Source organism: Pedobacter cryoconitis, assembly GCF_014200605.1.
Taxonomy (GTDB): domain Bacteria; phylum Bacteroidota; class Bacteroidia; order Sphingobacteriales; family Sphingobacteriaceae; genus Pedobacter; species Pedobacter cryoconitis_B.
In genome coordinates this window covers 1-24,749 of sequence record NZ_JACHCE010000001.1, presented here as the reverse complement: position 1 = coordinate 24,749, position 24,749 = coordinate 1, and the positions used below count along the sequence as shown (strand labels likewise).

General features: G+C 39.9%; 21 protein-coding genes. 12 read left to right on the top strand and 9 right to left on the bottom strand.

Features of this window, described 5'->3' with window-relative positions; genetic code table 11:
- Window position 1: 1 nt before the first annotated feature.
- On the bottom strand, window positions 2–1,216 hold the full coding sequence (locus HDE68_RS00105) for an MFS transporter (RefSeq protein WP_183877705.1): 1,215 nt from the start codon (window positions 1,214–1,216) through the stop codon (window positions 2–4).
- Window positions 1,217–1,373: 157 nt separating this feature from the next.
- On the opposite strand from HDE68_RS00105, the gene HDE68_RS00100 reads away from it, so the two are divergent.
- Window positions 1,374–2,246, top strand: a complete 873-nt coding sequence (locus tag HDE68_RS00100; RefSeq protein WP_183877703.1) for a LysR substrate-binding domain-containing protein — start codon at window positions 1,374–1,376, stop codon at window positions 2,244–2,246.
- 231 nt (window positions 2,247–2,477) lie between these two features.
- Here HDE68_RS00100 and ribB read toward each other — a convergent pair whose 3' ends face one another.
- Entirely contained in the window at window positions 2,478–3,128 is a 651-nt protein-coding gene (gene ribB, locus HDE68_RS00095) for a 3,4-dihydroxy-2-butanone-4-phosphate synthase (RefSeq protein ID WP_183877701.1), read from the bottom strand.
- Window positions 3,129–3,174: 46 nt separating this feature from the next.
- Window positions 3,175–4,530: a sensor histidine kinase gene (locus HDE68_RS00090; protein WP_183877699.1), complete on the bottom strand. Its 1,356-nt coding sequence runs from the start codon at window positions 4,528–4,530 to the stop codon at window positions 3,175–3,177.
- A 209-nt stretch (window positions 4,531–4,739) separates the two neighbouring features.
- Here HDE68_RS00090 and HDE68_RS00085 point away from each other — a divergent pair, with 209 nt between their 5' ends.
- From HDE68_RS00085 to HDE68_RS00050, 8 genes are all read left to right on the top strand, one after another.
- A complete protein-coding gene (locus tag HDE68_RS00085) occupies window positions 4,740–7,130 on the top strand; it encodes a heavy metal translocating P-type ATPase (protein ID WP_183877697.1) in 2,391 nt (796 codons plus the stop codon).
- Window positions 7,127–7,321 (top strand): cbb3-type cytochrome oxidase assembly protein CcoS, encoded by a 195-nt coding sequence (gene ccoS, locus HDE68_RS00080; protein ID WP_183877695.1) that lies wholly within the window; start codon window positions 7,127–7,129, stop codon window positions 7,319–7,321. The genes HDE68_RS00085 and ccoS overlap by 4 nt, the downstream gene beginning before the upstream one ends.
- Before the next feature lie 67 nt (window positions 7,322–7,388).
- Window positions 7,389–9,500 carry a cytochrome-c oxidase, cbb3-type subunit I gene (gene ccoN / locus HDE68_RS00075; RefSeq protein ID WP_183877693.1) on the top strand — a complete coding sequence of 704 codons (2,112 nt, stop codon included), beginning with the start codon at window positions 7,389–7,391 and terminating at the stop codon, window positions 9,498–9,500.
- 8 nt (window positions 9,501–9,508) lie between these two features.
- On the top strand, window positions 9,509–9,688 hold the full coding sequence (locus HDE68_RS00070; RefSeq protein ID WP_183877691.1) for a hypothetical protein: 180 nt from the start codon (window positions 9,509–9,511) through the stop codon (window positions 9,686–9,688).
- Window positions 9,672–10,508 (top strand): cbb3-type cytochrome c oxidase N-terminal domain-containing protein, encoded by an 837-nt coding sequence (locus HDE68_RS00065; protein ID WP_183877689.1) that lies wholly within the window; start codon window positions 9,672–9,674, stop codon window positions 10,506–10,508. Before HDE68_RS00070 ends, HDE68_RS00065 begins: the two co-directional genes overlap by 17 nt.
- Window positions 10,509–10,510: 2 nt before the next feature.
- The gene (gene ccoG / locus HDE68_RS00060) at window positions 10,511–11,908 is read left to right on the top strand and encodes a cytochrome c oxidase accessory protein CcoG (protein WP_183877687.1); all 1,398 of its coding nucleotides are present in this window, start codon (window positions 10,511–10,513) and stop codon (window positions 11,906–11,908) included.
- Between the two features lie 3 nt (window positions 11,909–11,911).
- Window positions 11,912–12,337 (top strand): FixH family protein, encoded by a 426-nt coding sequence (locus HDE68_RS00055; RefSeq protein ID WP_183877685.1) that lies wholly within the window; start codon window positions 11,912–11,914, stop codon window positions 12,335–12,337.
- The gene (locus HDE68_RS00050) at window positions 12,334–13,011 is read left to right on the top strand and encodes a sulfite exporter TauE/SafE family protein (protein WP_183877682.1); all 678 of its coding nucleotides are present in this window, start codon (window positions 12,334–12,336) and stop codon (window positions 13,009–13,011) included. Before HDE68_RS00055 ends, HDE68_RS00050 begins: the two co-directional genes overlap by 4 nt.
- A gap of 33 nt (window positions 13,012–13,044) precedes the next feature.
- Here HDE68_RS00050 and hemN read toward each other — a convergent pair whose 3' ends face one another.
- The 5 genes from hemN to HDE68_RS00025 form a co-directional block, all read right to left on the bottom strand.
- On the bottom strand, window positions 13,045–14,409 hold the full coding sequence (gene hemN / locus HDE68_RS00045) for an oxygen-independent coproporphyrinogen III oxidase (RefSeq protein ID WP_183877680.1): 1,365 nt from the start codon (window positions 14,407–14,409) through the stop codon (window positions 13,045–13,047).
- The gene (locus HDE68_RS00040) at window positions 14,399–14,857 is read right to left on the bottom strand and encodes a lactate dehydrogenase (protein ID WP_183877678.1); all 459 of its coding nucleotides are present in this window, start codon (window positions 14,855–14,857) and stop codon (window positions 14,399–14,401) included. Before HDE68_RS00040 ends, hemN begins: the two co-directional genes overlap by 11 nt.
- 83 nt (window positions 14,858–14,940) lie before the next feature.
- Window positions 14,941–16,005, bottom strand: coding sequence for a response regulator (locus HDE68_RS00035; protein ID WP_183877676.1), 1,065 nt, complete (start codon window positions 16,003–16,005; stop codon window positions 14,941–14,943).
- A 24-nt stretch (window positions 16,006–16,029) separates the two neighbouring features.
- Window positions 16,030–17,229 carry a PAS domain-containing sensor histidine kinase gene (locus tag HDE68_RS00030; RefSeq protein WP_183877674.1) on the bottom strand — a complete coding sequence of 400 codons (1,200 nt, stop codon included), beginning with the start codon at window positions 17,227–17,229 and terminating at the stop codon, window positions 16,030–16,032.
- A gap of 37 nt (window positions 17,230–17,266) precedes the next feature.
- Window positions 17,267–17,593 carry a hypothetical protein gene (locus HDE68_RS00025; protein ID WP_183877672.1) on the bottom strand — a complete coding sequence of 109 codons (327 nt, stop codon included), beginning with the start codon at window positions 17,591–17,593 and terminating at the stop codon, window positions 17,267–17,269.
- A gap of 165 nt (window positions 17,594–17,758) precedes the next feature.
- On the opposite strand from HDE68_RS00025, the gene HDE68_RS00020 reads away from it, so the two are divergent.
- The gene (locus tag HDE68_RS00020) at window positions 17,759–19,567 is read left to right on the top strand and encodes a hypothetical protein (protein ID WP_183877671.1); all 1,809 of its coding nucleotides are present in this window, start codon (window positions 17,759–17,761) and stop codon (window positions 19,565–19,567) included.
- A gap of 63 nt (window positions 19,568–19,630) precedes the next feature.
- Here the strand turns inward: HDE68_RS00020 and HDE68_RS00015 are convergent, their stop codons facing one another.
- Window positions 19,631–20,245, bottom strand: a complete 615-nt coding sequence (locus HDE68_RS00015; protein WP_183877669.1) for a DUF4142 domain-containing protein — start codon at window positions 20,243–20,245, stop codon at window positions 19,631–19,633.
- A 107-nt stretch (window positions 20,246–20,352) separates the two neighbouring features.
- Between HDE68_RS00015 and HDE68_RS00010 the strand changes: the two genes are divergently transcribed.
- Window positions 20,353–21,204, top strand: a complete 852-nt coding sequence (locus HDE68_RS00010; protein WP_183877667.1) for a DUF2911 domain-containing protein — start codon at window positions 20,353–20,355, stop codon at window positions 21,202–21,204.
- Window positions 21,205–21,683: 479 nt separating this feature from the next.
- Window positions 21,684–24,749: DUF11 domain-containing protein (locus tag HDE68_RS00005; protein WP_183877665.1), on the top strand; the 3,066-nt coding region annotated here is incomplete at its 3' end.

Sequence of the window (24,749 nt, the reverse complement as noted above, 5' to 3'; positions counted from 1 at the left end):
ACTATATAGTTTTAACTGCTGCCTGTCTGCTTTTGTAATAGGCAAAGATGGCGGTAGCAGTTATCCCTATTAAACCTTCAATCAAAACAGCTGGTCTTGGACCAATCAGGTGGGCTACCCATCCAATCAGCAAACTACCAACAGGAATCAACCCCTGGTAAGCCATTACATAGTAACTGATAGCACGTCCGCGCATTTCAGGCATAGCATGTGTTTGTATATAAGTGTTAATTGCTGAAGACTGAGCCATCATACCCACACCAGATAAACCCATAAAAAGCAAGGCAATAGGTAGTTGTGGGGCATAAGCAAGAAATAACAAGCTACCTCCCATTACTGCTCCGGCAATAGTGGTCAATTTGATCATGGTACTGCTGTCTTTTAGATTAGCCAGATAAATGGCACTGATAATTGATCCCAGTCCAGCTGCACTTTCGAACCAGCTAAAAGTTTTGGCATCCCCATTAAATATATCCTTAGCAAAAATTGGCATTAGTGTATTAAAAGGGATTACAAATAAGCTACTGATCCCGATCATCATAATCATACTGCTCAGTTCTTTGTCACCTGCTACATATCTGAATCCTTCTTCCAGCTCTACCCAAATGCTTTTAGTTGATTTGGTAATGATCTGAACTGGTAACTTCATCATAAATAAACAGATCAGTACAGGAATGTAGCTCAAAAAGTTCCCCAGAAAACAGATATCAGTACCAAAAGCACTCAGAATAATCCCTGCAACTGCAGGACCTGCGATACGTGCAAAATTGGCCATAGAAGAGTTTAGTGCAATAGCATTTGGCAAATCATTTTTATCATTTACCATCTCTACCATCAGTGACTGTCTGCAGGTTACGTCAAAAGCATTGACAATCCCCTGAACAAGACTAAGTCCTATAATAAAAAGTATATTATTATATCCAAAATAGATAATAGCTGCCAGCGCACCTGCCTGAATCATAGATACCACCTGTGTAATAACTAAAATACGGTACCTGTTGTGCCTGTCAACCAGACTGCCTGCATAAGGCGATAAAATCAATGAAGGAATTAAACTGACAAAACCAACTACCCCTAATAGAACAGCAGAACCTGTTAGCTGATAAACAAGCCAGCTGACTGCGGTCTTTTGCATCCATGTACCTACAAGGGAGATTGATTGTCCATAAAAGAAGAGTTTGAAATTACGTGATTTTAATGATCGAAAGACATTCATGATATTAATTACTATTTTGATGGCCCGGAGCAGCTCATCTGCAACTAATTTTCTTTTATGCAGTATTCATCTGACAGACTCCTGCAAATTTCGGCATAAACTATCTATTTATAAAATTGATAGTTTTAATGATATTCATTAGTTTTAACGATCGATTATGGAAATCAGACAACTCAACTACTTCATCAAAGCTGCAGAACTCCTGCATTTTACAGAGGCGGCTGCCGCTTGCTTCGTCACGCAATCAACTTTATCCCAGCAAATCAAACAACTGGAAGAAGATCTGGGTATGCTCTTGTTTGACCGGATGGGAAAACAGGTAAAACTTACAGAAGCCGGTAACCTCTTCCTGACACATGCCTATCAGATCATGCTCGATATCAAAAAATCCAGACAGGCAATATTTGAGCTGGCCAACCTGGTTAACGGGGAACTGAAAATCGGTGTAACCTATGCCTTCAGCTCTTTACTTTTACCTGCCCTGACCCCATTCTCCGAGAAATACCCCGGCATAATGATCCATATAGAATATGGGACAGCCGGTGAACTGGAAAATAAATTAAAAATGGCAGACCTCGACATCATCCTGGCTTTCCATGAGCAGCGGGACAGCAGTGGCTTTGAGATGCAGCCTGTATTCTCTTCCAAAATCATTATGGCAGTCTCCAAAAACAACCCCTTGGCCAAACTCCCAAAAATCTCCCTGAAAGAACTCGGAAAACTGGACCTGATCCTTCCAAGCAAGGGCTTTAGTTCCCGTGACCTATTCGATGAACTCTTTAGAAAAAACAATATTGTAGCCAACACCAGAATTGAGATGAATGATGTCCATTCCCTGCTGTCTATGGTCGAATCCGGAAACTGGGCTACCATCATCAATGAAAAAGCGATCAGTACCTGGGAAAACATTGCTGCGGTACCTATTTCTGATAAAAAGCTCTACAAACAAGCTTTCATCCTTTGGCAAAAAGGAGTATACCGTAAAAAAGCAGCTATGCTATTTGTGGAAGAGTTTATGAAGGTGGTTTAGAAAAGCTATAACCATCACCCATAATCAATTAAGCTCCCCGCCAAGCTTCATCTCAAATTATGCTCCATCTAAATTATGCCCCGTCCCAGGCTATGAATCCAGCAACAGGAGGAGCTAAAAAAAACGGGTATGCTAATATGAGGGTATAGCGTTCCAAGCTCCTTCAAGCGAAGGCAATGCCCACCGAACATAGCATGCCCGTTTTTTTTATTTCTCAGTACGCGCAGAGAATTACTTTATTAAAGACAACCGATACTGAAATATATCCTCGATTGAAACAACCGTTGACCCATACTTCTCGGCAAAAACAGAAATCTCTGCCAGTCTTGCCATAGTCCCATCCTCATTAGTCAGTTCACAAAGAACTGCAACCGGTCTGAAACCTGCAAGAACCACTAAATCTATACTACCCTCGGTATGACCACGTCTTCCAAAAACCCCATCCTCATTAGCCCTCAGTGGAAATACATGCCCAGGTCTTGAAAGATTCTCAGGCTTCGCCTGATCTGAAATTGCCGTTCTGATTGTCTGTAAACGATCAGCAGCAGAAACCCCGGTAGTCACTCCTTCTTTAGCCTCTATAGATATCGTAAACGGCGTATGATATTTACTCGTATTTACCTGCACCATTGGCTGCAGCTTCAAAGCATCAACCTTATCCGGTTTTAAACACAAACAGATAATACCACTGCATTCTCTGATCATTAAAGCCATATCAGGTACTGACATAGTTTCGGCAGGGAAGATCAGGTCACCTTCATTTTCTCTGCTTTCGTCATCAACGACCAATACCCCTTTACCCCTTCTCAGGCAGTCAAGCGCGTTTTCAACTCTTTCCTTAAAATCCTTTCCGAAACGGGACAGTTCATAATGATCTTCCATATATATTTAGTTTTTTTTGACCGTGTAAAGGTGATTAATTAAACTTTCAATTCAAATGCAAAGGGAATAAATCGGCTTGTGAAGCAAGATTTATACTCACAAAAAATGCTGTGCCAACATTCACCGTACTTTCCACCCAGATTCTACCATTTTGCATGGCAATAAATTCCTTACACAAAACTAAACCCAGCCCAACACCTTTTTCCTGATTTGTTCCATAGGTGCTCTCAGAATGCAGAGAAAAGATATTATCATAATCATGTCTGGCAATTCCAACTCCTGTATCCTGTATTTTAATCCAGCATTCAGCTCCATGGAGCTCAGAAGAAATAGTAATTTCACCACCGGCAGGTGTAAATTTAATGGCATTATTAATCAGATTACGTATAATCAGTTCCATCATATCGCGGTCTGCAATCACATGAACATGCTGCTGAATCCTGTTATTTAAAGTCAGGCCTTTCTCTTCTGCCAGGCTAGTCTGTAAAAGCAAAGTAGTCTCCAGTACTTTTGCCAGCTCGATTCTGATGAGTCTGACATTAACTCCTTCCATTTGAGTTTTACTCCAGGAAAGTAAATTAATTAACATTTGCCCGGTATATTTAGTCTCCTTAAGCAAGCTGGAATTTATAGTTCTTTTCTCGTCTTCCTCGATTTCCATTTCCATGGAAATCTCCAGAAAACTCTGGATAGAATTTAAAGGAGACCTGAGATCATGTGCCAGGATAGAAAACAACTTATTTTTTGACTGATTGGCAATTTCCAATTGTTCTGCCCGCTTTTCGGCAAGCAATCTTTCCCTGTTATAGCTCGATATAATACTGGTTAAAATAAAATAAATAATAATCAGCGTAAAGAAATAGACATAGCTCAGATCAAGATGTCTGCTAAAATCATTTTTATAATTAAAAGGGACAGCTTCAGGATTATAATATTGAAAAAGGATCAGGCTGATGGCCACAATAATATTCACTCCCATCCATCCAAAACGCTGACTCTTAGGAACAATACTAATTACTAAAAAGAAAAAGAGCAGATATATGACCAGACCAGGACCATTAATACCAGAATTATTCAGAAAAAAGGCAATAAATAACAAATTACCTATTACACAGAAAATAGTAATCGCAAGATTAAGTTTGTATTTGAATTTCGACAGATAATATACAAGGCTAACAGAAAATACAGCCGGAACAAGCAATATAGACAGCGTGTATAATCCAATCAGGTAATTAAAAAATATACTGCAGATAAAAAGTAAACCAGTAAAAATGCAGGCTGTATGAAATATAATTGCTTCTAGTGTATGAGTCTGCGGGCTCCCCATAAGTTTTGTCCAGAACTGCATTATATCTTTTTTCATTGGAATATAATTGTTTTTCAATGGTAATGAAGCGCTCATTTACTTAATAATTTTATTCATTTCGTACGATTCAACTGCACATGATAGTTCCATCTTCTGATCAGCGGCCGTAAAGGGCAATAGTTTTTAATTGTACGAAATAAAATATAAAGTTATGGAAATAAAAGTGACTTGCGTCACTTTTTAAGGTTTCAGGTATCATTTTAAGATTGAGATTATGCCCTCACTTTTGGAGGAAAGAATTTCTTATGAAAGAAACAAACAGCTTAAAAGTAGAAACACATTGTTTTCACTGCGGCGACAATCTCCCTGAGACCGCATATTTCGCTGAAGACAAACAATTTTGCTGTCTTGGCTGTAAAGGTGTTTATCAGATTCTATCTGATCATCACCTATCCAGTTATTATCTGTATAACGATGTACCAGGAAGCTCACAGCAAAAAAAAGCACAGCATTTCAACTATCTTGACGAGCCAGGCATAGCAGCCGAACTAGTTGATTATACAGATCCTAAAGTCACTGTTATTACACTTTTTATTCCTGTTATCCATTGCAGTTCCTGTATCTGGTTACTGGAACATTTGTATAAGATCAATCCTGCTATTTCACAGTCACGTGTAGATTTTTTGAAAAAACAGGTTAGCATTACCTTTAAAAATCAGGAAATTTCTTTGCGTCAGGTCGTAGAAACATTGAGTGCAATTGGTTATGAGCCCTTAATCAGTTTACAGGATATGATCAAAAAGCAAAGGACTGATCATTCTGAACGTAATCTTTTTACCAAAATTGCAGTTGCAGGTTTCTGTTTTGGAAATGTAATGCTGCTAAGTTTCCCCGATTACTTTGGCCTGAACAGCTTCGAGCAGGATTTCAAAAACTTCTTTGGATGGATTAACCTGGCTTTTGCGATTCCGGTATTGCTTTATAGTGCCAGGGACTATTTTATCTCTGCATGGACAAATCTTAAAAATGGAGTATTAAACCTGGATTTTCCACTTGCGCTGGGTATTGCTGTTATGTTTCTTCGCTCTGCTTACGAAATTATTACCCAGACTGGTGCCGGTTTTGTCGATACCCTGTGTTCACTTGTATTCTTTCTTCTGATTGGTAAATGGATGCAAAAACGCACATACCATTATCTCTCATTTGAGCGTGATTTCCGCTCTTACTTTCCGGTGGCAGTAACGCAGTTAAAAGATGGCAAAGAAAAGCCACTTCCGCTGAATGAGCTAAAAACAGGTAACCGTATTCTGATCCGCAGCAATGAAATTATCCCTGCAGACGCTATATTATTAAAAGGAGAGGCCAAACTTGACTTCAGCTTTGTTACAGGAGAATCTCTGCCTGTAGAAAAAGTATTGGGTGAGATCGTTTATGCGGGCGGGAGACAGCTGAACGGTGCTATTGAACTTGAAGTAGTCAAACCCGTTTCTCAGAGCTATCTCACTAAATTATGGAACAATGAAGCTTTCTGCGGACAAAGAGATCCGATTAAGACCTTTAGCGATACTGCAAGCCGTTATTTTAGTATTGTTCTGGTCGCTATAGCCCTTGCAGCAGGCCTGTACTGGATCAGTACCGATATCAACAAGGCTGTAGCTTCATTTACCGCTGTATTAATTATTGCCTGCCCCTGTGCTCTCGCTTTGAGCTCTCCTTTCACTTTAGCCGCTGTACTCAGCATATTTGACAAGAATAAATTCTATTTAAAAAACACGGCAGTTATAGAAGAACTAGCCAGGATTGATACTATTGTTTTTGATAAAACAGGAACAATTACTAATCCAGATGCTGCTGGCTTTGATTTTAGTGGTAAGATGGACAAATATGAAAGACAACTGGTCTGCGATCTGGCAAGAAACTCAGGACATCCGCTAAGCAGGGAACTGGTTAAATGGCTTAACCTCAGACCTCAGTTCCTGGTAGAACAATATAAAGAAAAAGTGGGCCGCGGAATTAGTGGCTGCGTGGATGGCCATGAAGTAAAATTAGGAAGCGCTGCCCATTTGGGATTAAATACACAAGATCAGGGCAGTGTAGTTCATATCCTGATTGAACACCACTATTGCGGCTATTTCCGCTCTTCGCAACGCTGGAGAGAAGGGTTTAAACAACTCGCTTTAAAACTAGGTCAGCAATCTGATTTGCATCTGTTATCTGGAGATCAGGACCATGACCGAAAACTCCTCACCCCATTTTTCCCAAGGACACAGCAGTTACATTTTCAGCAAAGTCCGCAGCAGAAACTGGATTATATCCTTCAGCTACAGCAAACCGGAGCCAAAGTAATGATGCTTGGTGATGGTTTGAATGATGCCGGGGCATTAAAACAAAGTAATCTGGGTATAGCAGTCACAGACGATATTAATAATTTCTCTCCCGGCTGTGATGCCATACTGGACGGGGCCGCTTTTAAAAAGATACCGCAACTTATTAAGCAGGCCAAAGATGCAGTAAAAGTAATCCATATGAGTTTTGTTATCTCTTTGCTTTACAATGCAGCTGGATTATTCTTTGCCGTACAAGGTTTACTTTCTCCGCTGATGGCGGCAATACTAATGCCTTTGAGTACCATCACGATTATACTATTTACCAGTTTAACCGCCCGGTTTTACGCCCGTAAAAACCATTTATTATGAACATGATCTACATGCTGATAGGCTTCAGTATTTTATTAGCACTGCTCTTTCTGCTGGCCTTTTTCTGGGCTAGTAAATCTGGTCAGCATGATGATCTCTTTACCCCTGGCATAAGGATACTTTTTGAAGAAGAAGACCATCAGGAAACCAGTAATGAAGAAAAAAGTGATGAAGATCACTTAGGGAGATAACTCCTGTCACACCCCGGAATACCACCACAAGCTAATTTTACCCCCATAAACCAAACCAGTTTTTCTCATGACTGAAAAATTCCATTACGACAACAAAATCGTCAGAAACTTCGCATTAGCCACCATCATCTGGGGTATTGTAGGAATGACGGTTGGACTCCTGATTGCTATGCAGCTCTTCAAACCTGCACTGAATATGGGCTCCCAATACACAACTTTCGGCCGTATCAGGCCATTACATACCAATGCGGTAATTTTTGCATTTGTAGGTAATGCCATTTTTATGGGCGTTTATTATTCTTTACAGCGGCTCCTTAAAGCAAGGATGTACAGTGATGTGTTAAGTAAAATACATTTCTGGGGCTGGCAATTAATTATCATCGCAACAGTGATCACGCTTCCGCTGGGACTGACCAGCTCGCATGAATATGCGGAAATGGAATGGCCGATAGATATCGCAATTACAGTAATCTGGGTGGTCTTTGGTTACAATATGTTTGGTACAATTATTAAAAGACGGGAAAAACATATGTATGTGGCCATCTGGTTTTACATTGCAACTTTTGTTACGGTAGCTGTACTTCATATTGTCAACTCTGCTCAATTACCTGTTTCAGCGTTTAAAAGTTATTATATCTATGCAGGTGTGCAGGATGCCCTGGTACAATGGTGGTATGGACATAATGCAGTAGCATTCTTCCTGACCACGCCTTACCTGGGTATGATGTATTACTTTTTACCAAAAATGGCTAATCGCCCGGTATACTCCTACAAGCTGAGTATCCTGCATTTCTGGTCACTTATTTTTATTTATATCTGGGCAGGCCCACACCACTTGTTATATACTTCATTGCCTTCATGGGCACAATCTTTAGGCGTAGCTTTCTCAGTAATGCTGATTGCCCCAAGCTGGGGTGGTATGATTAACGGGCTGCTTACTTTACGTGGTGCCTGGGATAAAGTAAGAGAAGATCCTAAACTTAAATTTATGGTTGTAGGTTTAACAGCCTATGGTATGGCCACTTTTGAAGGTCCGTTATTAGCATTTAAACAGATTAATGCCATTGCACATTATACAGACTGGATAGTTGCACACGTCCATGTAGGTGCTTTAGGCTGGAACGGATTCTTAACTTTCGCTATTTTATACTGGCTGATCCCAAGAATATACAATACTACATTATACTCTGTAAAACTAGCCTCTTTCCATTTCTGGATAGGTACACTGGGAATTATATTTTATGCTGTCCCACTTTATTTCTCTGGATTTACACAGGGCTTAATGTGGAAAGAGTTCACCCCCGAAGGTGTATTAAAATATCCAAATTTCCTGGAAACTGTGATGCAGATTATCCCGATGTATGTAATGAGAGCCATTGGTGGTGCATTATATCTGACAGGAGTAATTGTAATGACTTATAACCTGATCAAAACCATGAAAGCTGGTAAACTTGTAGCCAATGAAGCTGCAGAAGCACAGCCTTTACCTCAGGTTTATGTGGCTCAGGGCGACGATAAGAAATTACACCGTATGCTGGAACGTAAACCAATGATTTTCATGGTGCTTTCACTGATTGTAATTCTGATTGGGGGGATGATTGAAATGATGCCCACATTCACTATTAAATCTAATATCCCGACGATATCAAGTGTAAAACCATATACGCCATTAGAATTACAGGGCAGGGATGTTTATATCAGAGAAGGTTGTGTCAACTGTCACTCTCAGATGATCCGCCCATTCCGTTCCGAAACTGAGCGTTATGGAGAATATAGTAAAGCCGGAGAGTTTGTTTATGACCACCCATTTTTATGGGGATCAAAACGTACCGGACCGGATTTACAGCGTGAAGGCGGTAAATATGGAAATGCCTGGCATTACAATCACTTATATGATCCGCAAACGATGTCACCAGGCAGTATTATGCCTCCATATGAATGGCTTGCTGAACAAAAACTGGATACCACAACAACGCGTGTAAAAATCAATGCAATGCGCACATTGGGTGTTCCATATGAACTGGGTTATGAGCATCAAGCGAACGCCGATCTTGATCAGCAGGCAAAAGCGATTGCCGCAGATTTACAACAAAACAATATTAAGGTAAAAAGTGATAAGGAGATCATCGCGATCATCGCTTATCTGCAACGCCTGGGTACTGATATTAAAGCCAAATAACGTAAAACATGTTTAAGCAATTTTTAGATAAGGTTGATGGAAACCAAGGGTATCTGCTCAGCTCACTCGGCATCTTCATGCTATTTTTCTTACTGGTCGGCATATTACTGCTGACCATGAAAAAGGACGAAATAAAATATATGAGCGAACTCCCAATAAAAGACGATCAGGATGAAAGAGGTAATTAACAGCAGCTGGTCTACAGGAAGTACATCGGCAGATATTGTAATCGGTTTAATGCTTATTACTGCAGTTATGATCCTTTGTGTGGCGATATTAATGCTGAAGGTGATTAAGTTTTATGTCCGGGAATCCATTAATCCGGTTCCTTTCGCCACTGCAGAAGAAAAGGAAAAAAGAAGACTGGAACAGGAAGCACTACAGGTGATCAAAGCCAAAAAACCTTCGATATGGACTAAGCTGATGCAGCTGAAACCTATGGAAGAGGAGAAAAACCTGGTCATGGAACATAAATTCGATGGCATTGCAGAATTGAATAACCCTACTCCTGCCTGGTTTATGATTCTGTTCTATGGTACAATCATTTTTGCCATCGGCTATTTGCTGACTTACGATGTGCTTGGTTTTGGTAAATCGCAGGAAGAGGAATATATAGCAGAAATAGAACAGGCAGCAGAGGCCAGGGTTGCTTTCCTGTCAAATCCTGCGAATGCAGCCAATGCGGTGAATGAAAACAATATGGAGCAAAGTAAAGATGAAGCGGTGATCAAAAATGGAGCTTCCTTATTTGCCAATCGCTGTACACCTTGTCATGGAGAACATGGGGAAGGTATTGTAGGGCCAAACCTGACTGACGAATACTGGCTGCATGGCGGAAAAGCCAAAGACGTCTTCAAAACGATTAAGTATGGTGTCCCTGAAAAAGGGATGATTGCCTGGGAAAAATCGCTCAGCGCACAGCAGATATCAGACTTAACAAACTATGTTTTGTCATTACAAGGAACAAAACCTGCAGGTGCAAAAGCACCACAGGGTAACAAGGAATAATTATGTCACAAAGTCCTGCACATTTTAGAGATCAGCCTGGTACGATTACCGATGACGGAAAAAAAAGAAAGTGGATCTACCCTAAGATTATTAAAGGAAAGGTTTACCAGTACCGTGCTGCGGTAAGCTATTTTTTTCTGGCTATCCTGTTTTCTGCTCCATTTCTTAAACTGAATGGAGAACAGCTGATCCTGCTGAATGTGCTGGAAAGGAAGTTTGTCTTCTTTGGGATAATTTTCTGGCCACAGGATTTCTATCTTTTTGTGCTGGCATTATTAATTTTCATCATTGGTGTAGTGTTGTTCACGGTAGTTTTTGGGAGGGTCTTCTGCGGGTGGGCCTGCCCTCAAACTATCTTTATGGAAATGGTTTTCCGGAAAATTGAGAACTGGATAGAAGGTGACCATGTGAAACAAAAGAAACTTGATGATGGACCTCTCAACGCTGAAAAGGTCAGGAAGAAGACCATTAAACATGTACTATTCCTGACTATATCTTTTCTGATTGCCAATATTTTTCTTTCTTATTTAATCAGTACGGAGGTATTGTGGAAAATAATGACAGAACCAATCGCTATGCATATTACCGGATTTATTGCAATCTGCCTGTTTACGCTGGCATTCTATCTTGTGTTTTCAAGGATGAGAGAACTGGTTTGTACGGTAGCCTGTCCTTATGGCCGTTTACAAGGGGTATTATTAGACAATCAGAGTATTATCGTTGCCTATGATTATCAGCGTGGTGAACCTCGCGGAAAGAGAGTTAAAGAAATAGAACAAACAGAAGGAGACTGTATTGATTGTAAGTTATGCGTTCAGGTTTGTCCTACCGGGATAGATATCAGGAACGGTACGCAAATGGAATGTGTTAACTGTACCGCCTGTATTGATGCCTGTGATATGGTGATGGAGAAAATTGACCGTCCGCTCCGGCTGATCGGATTTAAATCTGAGGATGAAATCGCTACTAAAAAACCTTTCCATTTAAATAAACGGATTTATGGTTATGCCGGGGTTTTGCTGATGCTGATGACAGTACTGGGTTATTTGCTCATTAGCCGCAGTGATGTAGAAACAACTATTTTAAGAGCAAGCGGCACCTTGTACCAGCTTAGGGATAAAGATAAAACTGTCAGTAATCTCTATAACTCAGAACTGGTCAATAAGACTACTCACCCCATCAGATTTGAAATTGTACCGGATAATAAAGAGGCTAAAATACAGTATATCCAGCAGGAGAATATCGTGAAGCCCGGAGAAACAGTAAAGCTTACTTTTTTTGTGATTTTACCACAAAAATCTATTCAGAAATATAAAACAGCTATTGGTTTTAAACTGATGTCTGAGCATAAGGTTGCCGGACAGTTTAAGACTACATTTATTGCACCTTCTAATGAATAAGAGATGAACTGGGGAGTAAAAATATTAATAGGCATGGGAACCTTTATGAGTTTCATTATCGTATTGGTGGTGATCATGTTTAACAGCAAAACTGATGCACTGGTAGATAACGATTACTATGAAAAGGGGATCAACTATGATCAGGTTTATAACCTGAAGGAACAGGTTAATCTTGACCATGCAAAACCGAAGATAACAGCAGGTAAGGAAAACCTTGAACTGGTTTTTACGGAACAGGCTAAAGGAAATTTAAGACTGATGCGTACTTCGGATAAACGTATGGACAGGGCAATGCCTTTTGAAACCAACCCGGAGAAACAGGTACTGGTACCTGTGATGAACCTGCCAAAAGGATCATGGCGATTAATTATCGAATGGGAAAGCCTGTCTAAAAAATATCTCTGTGAACAGGAAATAAATATCAGATGAGTGATCAATATCTGGCATTTCTGATCGGATTAATGGGCAGTGTACATTGTTTAGGGATGTGCGGTCCTTTAGCCTTTGCCGTCCCTGCCTTAAAAAAGGGCTGGGGATTTCTGGTGCTGGATAAATTAAGTTATCAGGGGGGCAGAATCATTTCATACTGTATTCTGGGTACTCTTATAGGCTTCATCGGACAGCAAATATGGCTTGCAGGTGTACAACAATATTTAAGTATACTAAGTGGCTTACTCATTCTTACAGCCGCAGCTTCAAAGCTCTTTAATTTCTCAGCTGGCAGAGCTAACGCTAAACTGCTGCAGCCTTTTAACAAGTTGTTTGGATATGCATTAAAACATAAAGCAAATCATTTGATCATTGGAATTGTAAACGGCTTTCTGCCTTGTGGTTTGGTCTACCTGGCACTAGCTGGCGCATTGAATACCGGGTCTGTGCATACAGCAGTTGAATATATGTTCTGGTATGGAATGGGTACTGTGCCTTTAATGTTTATTGCCGGCATAAGTGCAGGTTTCACTACTGCAATTTTTAGAAGGAGAATCAATAAAGTGATTCCTTACATGATGGTCATACTGGGTATCTGGTTTATCCTGCGTGGGCTGGAACTTAATATTCCATATTTAAGCCCGGCCAAAGCCGGAACTGCAATATGTGTCTGATCTGAATAATTGTTGTTTTCACCGGCATTCATATTAGCCTGCCATACTGAATAGTTGTGTTTGCGGCTGATTAACGTAAAGTCTTGAATCGAGTGCCATACAGATATTTCTTAAAAATCGTTTTCCCAATAAGGTTACTTTTAACTCTGTGCCTTTGATCATTACTAATCCATCATCAGCAATTAAGGTCATTCGTTCCAATCCTTTCATAAAACCAATACTCTGCTCCTCTGGCTGAGCCCAGGATGTTTCTCCTTTACACATCAGGTTTAAGATATGCCTTCTGATTACCAGGTCTTCCTGATCAAGTATATGCCCTTTAAAAACAGGAATTTCACCTGCATTAACCAAACTGATATAATCCTCTACCTTTTTTACATTCTGTGCAAAAGCTGTCCAGCTGTCACTAATCGACGAAACGCCTAAACCGATCATCAGCTTGCTGTACTGATGGGTATATCCCATAAAGTTACGGTGTAACCTGCCTTCTTTTTCCGCGGTATATAAGCTATCGGTAGCTAGTGTAAAATGATCCATTCCTATTTCTATATACCCCCCTGCTTTTAACATTTCACGTCCAAGCTCGTATAATTCCTGCTTTTCTGCAGCAGAAGGAAGGTCCATTTCGGTATATCTGCGCTGTCCCGGTCTTACCCATGGTACATGTGCATAACTGTAAAAAGCAATCCTGTCTGGTCTTAAAGCCAGTACTGATGCTATAGTATCCGATAACCCTTCTATATTTTGTAGGGGAAGACCATAAATCAGATCATAATTGACAGAATGATAACCTATAGTTCTTGCCTGTTCAGTAACCAGTAATACCTCTTCGACACTTTGAATCCTATTAATTGCCAGTTGTACTTTAGGATCAAAATCCTGAATACCAAGACTCAAACGCTTAAACCCCAATTGATATAAAGTATCTAAATGAGCCTGTGTTGTATTGGAAGGATGCGCTTCAAAGCTAAATTCTGCGTCGGTATGGACAGTAGCTGGCTTAAGAATCCCACTGATCAGCAGTTCAAGATTTTCAGGGCTGAAAAAGGTAGGTGTACCCCCACCTAAATGCAGTTCACGGATGATAGGTTTATCGTCAAAAAGTTTTTGGTATAAGGACCACTCTTTCAATACTGCCTCAATATAAGGATTTTCTACTTTGTGGTTACGCGTAATCCGTGTATTACATCCACAATAGGTACATAGACTTTCACAAAAAGGCAGATGTATATATAAACTGATCCCGTCCTGATGATTGCTGTGTGTAAAAGATTCACTTACTGCCTGTGCCCATTTCTCCTGATCAAATCCTTCTGCATTCCAGTAAGGAACTGTAGGATAACTTGTATAACGCGGGGCAGCAACATGGTATTTCGCTATCAATTGTTTAATGCTCATGATCAGGGCTTTTAGGATGAACCTGATCACAGGCTTTCGAACAAACACAGGCAGAACCCAAACAGCGGTTTTGCTGCCATTTATCAAGGTTTAAGATCGTTTCTCTGGCAAGTGCGAGGGATAGTTCATCGGCAGTATCCGCCATTAGCGAAATTGCAGGAACATTAGCGATTTTAATATTACGGCTGGCTGCTGCCTGCTGGTTAATATGCACGGTTGACGTAGATCTGGTAGCGATATATTTCACTCCCAGATCGGCCAGGCTATTAATTACAGCTGCCGAGACTACATCCTCTGTAAAGACGATAACAGCCTCTTTTCCTGCCGCATAACTCACGGTATCAGGACTCAGCGAATTGGATATTAACGTAATATCATGTTTTTTATGGTTGGCTATTGCCAGTGGCTCTTTTTCAAAAGATTTTATACTATAGGCTACTACTCTCATTCGGATCGATTTGTTAATGAGCAAAATTAACCCGAAAACAGGTTGGAGAGAATGAGGTTAGTCAGCCATAAATATGATCTGGATCAGTTTTTCATTTGCTGAAGCTTCGTCTGATCAATGATCCCGATCTGACTTCCTTTTCGCTCAATAATGCCCTCATCTTTGAAATCACTTAGAATCCGGCTCACTGTTTCTGTAGCCATTCCTGCCATTGCAGCAAGATTATCTCTGGAAATACGCAGGATAATCTGCCCATCTTGTTTCTCCAGTTTACATAGGCGTATCAGCACTTCTGCCATCCTTTTACGGACAGAATGATAAGCTAATTGCAATAATTGTTCTTCTTTGTCGAGCAGATTATTAGAAAGAATTTGAATAAACTGACGGGCCACATCCGGATAGCGGTTAAGCAATTCATCAAGCGTCTCTTTAGGGAGCTGACATACAGTTGTATCTTCCAATGCTTCAGCAGTTTCAGCATAAGGTTCATTTAATAAAAGGGCCGGGATTCCAAAATATTCTTCGGCCCCATACATCCCTGTTAAAAGCTCTCGCCCATCTTCGGAAAGTTTAATGGTTTTTACCTTTCCACTGAGTACGAGATAAATTCCCGAAACAGTATCCCCTTCATAATAGATGATCTGCTTCTTTTTAATGGTACGGACTTTACGATCGAGCATGAGTTTATCCAGCTCTTTGATACCCTGGTTGGAGGAAACCAGGTTGTTTAATTTATCAATTGACTTACTATAAAAGATCTCTTGCTTTTCTCTTTTGCTAAAACGGCTTTCTATAGCATTTAGCAGTTCGACATCGTCAAAAGGTTTAACCAGGTAATCGTCAGCACCCATTTCCATCCCTTTACGCATATCCATTCTCTCGGCTTTTGCAGTTAAGAAAATAAAAGGGGTTGCCGCTGTTTCCGGGTTTTTATTCAGTAAATAAAGTACACCGTAGCCATCAAGTTCCGGCATCATAATATCACATAAAATCAGATCTGGCAGATGGCTATGTGCCATTTCTACTCCTGCCTTTCCATTGTCAGCCTGGAAAACCTCATAATCGGCAAGTTCAAGTATTTCCGCTGTGCTTTCTCTGATATCGTCATTGTCTTCAATAATCAATATCCTTTGTTTCCTGTGTTCCATGCTATGTATTGAATTCTATTCTGATTATTGAATTGCTCCCTTTTTATTGAAAGATAGGGTAAATTTAGTGCCTTTATTGATTTCGCTTTCAAATTGCACTTCGCCATTCATCAGGCCTACATACCGGAGTACGATATTTAAACCTAAACCTGTGCCGGGGATATTTCCGGTATTATGTGCCCTGAAAAATGGCTGGAATAAATGTCTCTGATCAGTATCAGGTATCCCGATCCCGTTATCTTTGATCGTAATCAGATACTGCTGTTCATTAATTTCAGTATTAAACTCAATAAAAGTATTTTCTCCGGAGTATTTGATTGCATTATTGATCAGGTTGATCATGCAATTTTTTAACAGGTTCTGATCCAGTGAGACCATACTTTCCAGTCCTGTATGCTGATAGATAATGTTTTGATCCTGCTTGGCAATCATCTGCATCTCTTCCGTAATTTCTTCTGCTAATTTAACCAGATCAAAAGGTTGAAATGCAGGTTCTACCCTTCCGGCTTCCAGTCTTTCAAGAGATAGAAAATCGTTAAGGATGGTAGTCAGGTTACCTACAGCATTTTTTATTTTATGTACATGCTTCTCAATATTTGAGTTTTGAAAAGGCTGCGCATATTTTTCAATAAGAGAAGCAGAAAGCTGTACCGAACTCAGTGGGGTACGAAATTCGTGGGATGCCATAGAGACAAACCTGCTTTTCATCTGGTTCAGCTCTTTTTCTTTTTCAAGTGATAAACTAACCTCTTCTTTTGCTTCTCTTAAAGCAGTGACAGTCTTTTTTAATGATTTAGTCCGTTCCTCAACCAGGCTTTCCAGTTCTGCAGCATATTCCTGCAAACGTTCTTCTGCTTCTTTTTCTTTAGACAGATCATGGATAAAACCAGTATATATTTTCCGGTTTTCATATTGCACCTCACTTACAGCCAATCTGAAAGGAAATGTAGAGCCATCTTTCCGAAGTCCTTTGACTTCACGCCCTTTACCAATGATATGTTTTTCACCGGTATCGTGGTATTTGGAAAGATAGCCGTCATGTCTTCCCTTGTCAGGTTCGGGCATAAGCTTAGCTATATTTTGCCCGATAACCTCTTCTATTGTATATCCAAAAAGTTGAAGTGCCGCAGGGTTAAGGCTTTCTATTTTTCCTCTTTGATCAATAGTGATAATTCCATCAATGGCTGTTTCAATAATTGCCTCTAATAACCTTGCTTTTTCCATAATCGATTTTTACAAATATAGAAAATGCATTAAGAGTTTAGATACCTGCAACGGTAACTGCAAGTATAACTGCATGAATTAATAAGCTTAAATAAAATACGCCTATGGTTACCCTGGTACTTGCACTGCTCATATTTGCCACAATATTAGCGAAGAAGATCAGCATACTGGCTGCCAGACATGGAATCACATGACCACCTAATGAATACACCACAACAAAAGTTAATGGAACCAGTATGGTAGCGTGTAAAACAATAGAAACTAAAAACCAGCCTAAGTGATTTGGCTTCTGACTATCCGCAAAGTTTAAGTATTTAGACCATAGACTAAGGGATGGGGCGGTGTTTAATGTTAAAGTTGCCATAATATGTTGTTTTTATAACACAAATATCCGCTCATCTTCTGGCCCTATCCATGATATAAGTCATCCATGATGCCCATATAAATCATAAAAAATAATGATCCATGTCATATTTTATCCCCAATTTTCTCCCCTATTTTGCCGGCCTACAGCTAATCATATAATTGCATGACCCACACTTTTCACATACCCGTTTTGGGATTAGGCTACTCCATTGACACTCCTTTAAAAGTGGCCAGATATGGTATTTCTTCTGTCCTTTCTATCGTTGATGATGAACTGACAGAGCGAATGAGGAAGTTCCATTCTGCAGCAAATAATCTTGATTATACACTGATTAAAAAAGAAGATAATGATGGCCGTGCAAAAAGGATAACCGCTTATCTTGATTTAATCAGTCAACTGGTTGACCGGCAGTTTAACGCACTAAAAAATGAACCATTTGTAACAGGGGCAGATATCCATACTTATTTTGAACTGCTTCCTGAAAAATCTATACTGAAAGCCCAGTATCTTCAGATGCTTCAATTACCTGAAGGAACAGCAAAAGAAAGTCTGCAACAGGAATTACGTTTGCAAATGAAAGCAGGAAATATTGATGTGAATATCATGTCTAAAGTGGATAAGGCGAATTACACAGCTGATCTGGAAAACTTAGGAAACGATTATACAGATGCGCTTGCCGCGATGAGAGGTTTTGGGAACAGTAAATTAGCTTCATCAGTTGTTATATCTGCTGGTTTGAATCCAAGACTCTATACGTATATGGAAAATTGTCTTGATTTCTATCCTGATTTAAACGGGCAGATTAAAAAGAAAATCATTTTGAAAGTCAGTGATTTCAGATCAGCTTTAATACAGGCAAAAATGCTTGCTAAAAAGGGGCTTTGGGTAGCTGAATTCAGGGTAGAATCAGGTCTGAATTGCGGAGGCCATGCTTTTGCAACAGAAGGTTTACTGCTAGGCCCGATTTTAGAAGAATTTAAGCAAAAGAGAAATGAACTGCGTGAAGAATTATCAGCGATCTATCAAAATGCGTTATTAAATAAAGGCATTTCTATACTTCAGGACCCTATACTCAAGTTTACAGCTCAGGGCGGAATTGGTACTGCAGGAGAAAATGCTTTTCTGCTTAACTATTATCAATTGGATGCTACCGGATGGGGAAGCCCCTTTCTATTAGTTCCTGAAGCGACTAACGTGGATACGCAAACATTAGAGGCACTGACAAAAGCGAAACAGGATGATTTTTATGTAAGCGATTCGTCGCCTTTAGGGGTATTGTTTAATAATTTCAGAAATAGCACCATAGAAGAACAACGTTTACAAAGGATAGAAAAAGGAAGACCAGGCAGCCCCTGTACGAAAAAGTTTTTGTCTACAAATACTGAATTTACTGCATTGCCAATTTGTACAGCGTCCAGAGAATACCAGCATTTAAAAATTAAACAACTGGAAGCGACTGAGCAAGATCCTGTACTCTTTGCCAGGAAGTTTGAAGCGATTACTGAGAAAATTTGTCTGTGTGAAGGGCTTTGTGCGTCAGCTTATCTAAAGAATGATATGCTAAAACCCAGAGAGAATAAAGCAGTAAGTATTTGTCCTGGTCCAAATCTGGCTTATTTCTCCAGACAGTATACACTGAAAGAAATGATCAATCATATTTATGGAAGGGAAACAATCACTTTCAAATTCAATCGCCCAAATTTATTTATAAATGAGCTGCATTTATATGTTGACTACCTGAAAAAAGACCTGAGTGCGCAATTGCATGATTTAAATGCGAAGAAGACTAAATACTTTGAAAAATTCAGAGAGGAGCTATTTAAAGGAATTAACTATTACAGAGAACTGATTCCTGAATTAAAACTACAGACAGATATGGCTGCCCAGGAATTACATCATCAGTTACAGAAAGCTGAAGAGAAATTAAAACTGATCACTCAGGTTCTTGACCCTGTTAGAGTTCAGGGATAAGAAAAGGGCATTTTGTTTAATTACAAAATGCCCTTCTTCATTTAAAACTATTTTTCCTTAAGATTATTTCAATTTTGACTGAATAGCTTTTGCTTTTTCATAGTGCCCCGTAATAATTGGAAGCATCTTTTTAGCAAACTCGCTTACTTCTTTTGTTTGAGAAGCCGCGGCAGATTTAAACAAGGCTATAGTTTTATCATGGTCAGTAACCATCATATCGATATAGTGCTTGTCAAAAGCAGTGCCCGTCATGCTTTTCATCATATCCATATGCGCTTTATCTTCCGCAGGAAACTCAGTTGGCAAAATAATTTTGTCTTTTTCAGCTAATGCTTTAAGTTCTGCATTAGCCTTAGAATGATCTTTTACCATTTCTGCTGCAAAAGCTTTCACATCAGGATTAGTTGATTTTTGAGCAATCTGCCCCAGATCTACTTCCATCATTCCGCCCAAAGCTGCCGACTTCATAAAGGTTGCTTCGTCTCCGTCAACTTTTGATTGATTAGTAGGATCAGCAGGAGTTGTACCGCTCATCTTTGAACTCATTTTAGAACTGTCTGATTTACTTGAATCCATAGCTGTAGAATCACCTTTTACGCCATGGTTTTCTGGACTTGTACATGCCTGGATAGAACAGGCTCCGATAACTAACAAGCCAAATAAACTTAATTGTTTCATAATCATATTAATTAGAGTAAGTTTTGTTTAGGCATTAACACTTATAGATAGAAAAGGTTTGTATTATAAAACATAACAGTAGTTTTGTCTAAACAAAACTTATTCTAATGAACACATTACTCAAAACAGCACTTCTGCTTATTCTGGCGGTAAGCCTGAATGCAGATCTTAAAGCACAGGGTATAAATATCCCTCAGCCAAGTTCTGGCCAAACTTTAATACAGGACTTTGGTCTTGGAAAAATTACTGTTAAATACGCTCGTCCAAATACTAAAGGACGTAAAGTATTTGGTGAACTGGAGCCTTACGGATCAGTATGGCGCACAGGTGCAAATAGTGCAACAACAATTACTTTCACGGACAATGTCACTTTAGAAGGCCAGCCGGTTCCTGCAGGTGATTATGCATTATTTACTATTCCAGGCAAAACTGAATGGACAATAATTCTAAACAAGAACACTAAACAATGGGGTGCTTATGACTACAAAGAATCTGAGGATTTTTTAAGGTTCAAAGTTAAGCCAGCTATTGTAAAAGATAACGTAGAAACTTTTACTATCGGATTTACGAATGTGTTGCCAACAAAAGCGGTAATGCAATTAACCTGGGATAATACTTTAGTATCAGTAAATCTGACTACAGATATTGATGCAAAAGTAATGGCTAGTATTGATGAGGCTATGAAAGGTGATAAAAAACCATATTTCCAGTCAGCTATTTATTATCTGGAAAATGGAAAAGACCTGAATAAAGCAATGGAATGGATGAATGCAGCAGATGCTGCAGATGGTGGTAAAGGTCCATGGATCAAATTATGGAAAGGCCGCGTTCAGCTTAAAATGGGCGACAAAAAAGGTGCAGCAGAAAGTGCAGCAGCTGGTATTAAAATAGCTACAGAAATTAAGAATCCTGAATATATTCGTTTAAATACAGCATTATTGGCTGACGCGAAGAAATAGTTTTAAAATCTTTCAAAAAAAATGGGTGTGTCTTAAATAATTAAGACACACCCATTTTTTTTGTGATTTTATTCCCAGAGGTTTTACCCTAAAGAAAATGAACAAACTGAACAGAAATATCAGATAATCAATCTATTATTTATTTCTAATTTTAGATTTACTGAATAGAAATTAACATTATACACCTATATATAAAGTTTAATTAGAAAATTTTAATCTATTAACGTAAATCTAAATTTATGAAAAATGCTACTCTCTTTTTTAAAAGTGACCTAAAGCTAGGTTTCTATTTTTTTCAGGTTACTTAATTCTGTTTTAAGATCAGAACAAACAATTATTCTCTTTTAAATATAAAAAGCTACGTTAAAAATTTTACGGGAAGGGAGATTTTTTCTTAAAAAATCAGAGGCACGGCATGAAATCCAGCGTAGCTATTACTATATGGTAATACCACCATAAAAGTATTAAGCCCTTCTGCGATGAAAAGACTATTTACTTTACCTCTCTCTGCAAAAATATTTGCGCTCTCTCTTTTCTTCTTCCCTTTTTTGAGCTTAGCCCAGAATCCGAAGACTCTTGAGTTATTTGCTGGCTCAGGCAGTACTGCTGCCAATGGGCCTACTGTTCTTCCACAGACGGTGACCTTATTAGAAAACACGAACAATCCAACTGGAACAACTTCAGCAACTTATAATGCAGGCGGTTCACCTGTCACGGTCACCTATAGCCTGAGTAATCAGCAATATAGTACAGCCAGCTGGCCATTAACTGCTTTACCTGTTAACCCAGGTGTTTTCTTTGGAGGAGGACTTGGAACAGGTACAGATCAGTATATAGCCGGGTCATCCTTTATTACCCAGGGTGGAGTCGGAGGAGGAGTTGATGCATCATTTACTTCCAGCCCTTTAAATAGCGGCGGTCCTGGTAATGGTATAAGTGCGGCTACAAATTATGGCATCTCTCTCCTTACATCTGCAACAGTACTTAGAAACGCAAATGTGCCAGTTGGAGGTAGAGTTCAAATGGCAGACTTAACTATAACTTTCAGCAGGCCTGTTAATAATCCTGTCATACATTTCGGTGGGATGGGTGCATCATCCTCCATTAAATTAGCTCAGGAATATACATTGCTTACCACAGGAATAACTCTATCTAAACTTTCTGGAACTTCAGAATTAACAGTTTCAGGTACTTCGATTACTAATAATGCCGCTACCCCTGACGCAACCTGCGGAGCTGGCGGGGCATGCGGAAGTGTGCTTTTTAGCGGACAGAACCTTACAACAATAACACTAAGGGTATATATGCGGTCAGCGGCTGCAACCGGAACGGCATGGTCAGCAGCAAATTCAAGTTCTGGTGATGTTGTTGTAATTGGTGTATCTCTGGATTCCCCTGTAGATTTATCTATTACCAAAACAGCAAGCAGTCTAACACCTTCAATTGGTAGCAACGTCACTTTTACCTTAACGGCAAATAACCTGGGAAATAACAATGCAACCGGGGTTACAGTAAATGACCTGCTTCCGGCTGGATATACATTTGTCAGCGCAATACCTTCGGCTGGAACTTATAATTCCGGAACCGGTGTATGGACTATAGGCAACCTGGCAGCAAATACCGGTACTGCTACATTATCCATGGTGGCAACTGTTAACTTAACCGGGCCTTATGCCAATACTGCAACGATCACAGGAAATCAGAGTGACCCTGTGACTGCAAATAATACCTCAACGATAGTACCTGTACCGGTTTTAACGACAGACCGTCAAATCACCAAAACTGTAAATAATCCAACTCCAATAGTAGGCAGCAATGTTATTTTTACCTTAAATGCAGTGAACAACGGACCAAGTCCGGCCACAGGAGTTAATGTAACAGACCTTCTTCCCGCTGGTTATACCTATGTCAGTAATACTCCGCCTACTGCAGGTACCTATGTTAACCTGACTGGTTTATGGGCTATTGGAAACCTGGCGAGTACAGCTGGTGCAACGATGACTATTACAGCTACTGTCAATCCGACCGGGCCTTATATAAATACAGCTGCGATTACAGGGATCGAAAATGATCCTGTGGTTGCTAATAACACCTCTTCTGTCACACCAGTCCCCGCCTCAGCTGCCGACCGTACTATCTCAAAAACGGTCAGTAACCCAACCCCGCTTATAGGTACCAATGTCATATTTACATTAACTGCTACCAATAACGGGCCAAGCGCAAGTACAGGGACCTCAGTTACGGATTTACTTCCGGCAGGTTATACTTATGTAAGCTCACTTCCTTCTCTGGGTACAACTTATGTTCCTGGCACAGGTATATGGACTATCGGTACCCTAGCAAATGGCACAAGTGCAGTATTGACCATTACTGCTACGGTAAATGCTACCGGCCCTTATGCCAATACAGCGACGATCACAGGAAATGAAAATGATCCAACTGCTGGTAATAATACTGCAACTGTTACACCAGTACCGGTAGCAGTTACAGATAGGGCAATCGTAAAAACTGTCGATAATTTAACACCTCAGATTGGCAGCAATGTTGTATTTACCCTGGTTGCAGCAAATAACGGACTAAGTCATGGTACTGGAATTACAGTTACTGATCTGCTTCCGGCAGGATATACCTATGTAAGTTCTACGCCACCAGCAGGTACAACTTATGTTCCCGCTACCGGATTATGGACTATAGGGGCTTTAGCAAATGGGGCAACCTCTACCCTGACCATTACCGCTAAAGTAAATGCAACGGGATCTTACTCAAATACAGCGACCATTACAGGAAATGAAACCGATCCGGTTGCCGCGAATAATACCTCTACAATTTTACCAGTACCAGTTCCGGCTTCAGATAAATCAATTGTAAAAACAGTTAATAATCTGACTCCGGCAGTAGGAAGTAATGTTGTCTTTACACTGGTGGCTACGAACAATGGTCCAAGTACCAGTAATGCAACTGTAGTTACTGATTTACTTCCAATAGGCTATACCTATGTGAGTTCTACCCCTGCGGCAGGAACATCGTATATCCCTTTAACCGGAACATGGACTATAGGGCCTTTAGCAAACGGAGCTTCTTCTACCATGACCATTACCGCAACGGTAAATCCGGTAGGTCCTTACATAAATACAGCAGTAATTACAGGTCTTGAAATTGATCCTGTACCTGGAAATAATACTTCTTCAATAACACCGGTGCCAGTTGCAACCAGTGACAGGTCTGTGGTGAAAACAGTTAGTAACCCTGCTCCTTTAGTAGGCAGCAATGTTATATTTAATATTGTAGCGACAAACAACGGACCTAGTACAGGCACAGGTATTACTGTTAATGATTTACTTCCGGCAGGCTATACTTATGTAAGCTCACTTCCTGCTTTGGGTACAACTTATGTTCCTGGCACAGGTGTATGGAACATAGGTACTTTGGGAAGTGGATTAAGTTCTGCCTTAGCTATTACCGCTACCGTTAATGCTACCGGCCCTTATGCCAATACAGCGACGATCACAGGAAATGAAAATGATCCAACTGCTGGTAATAATACT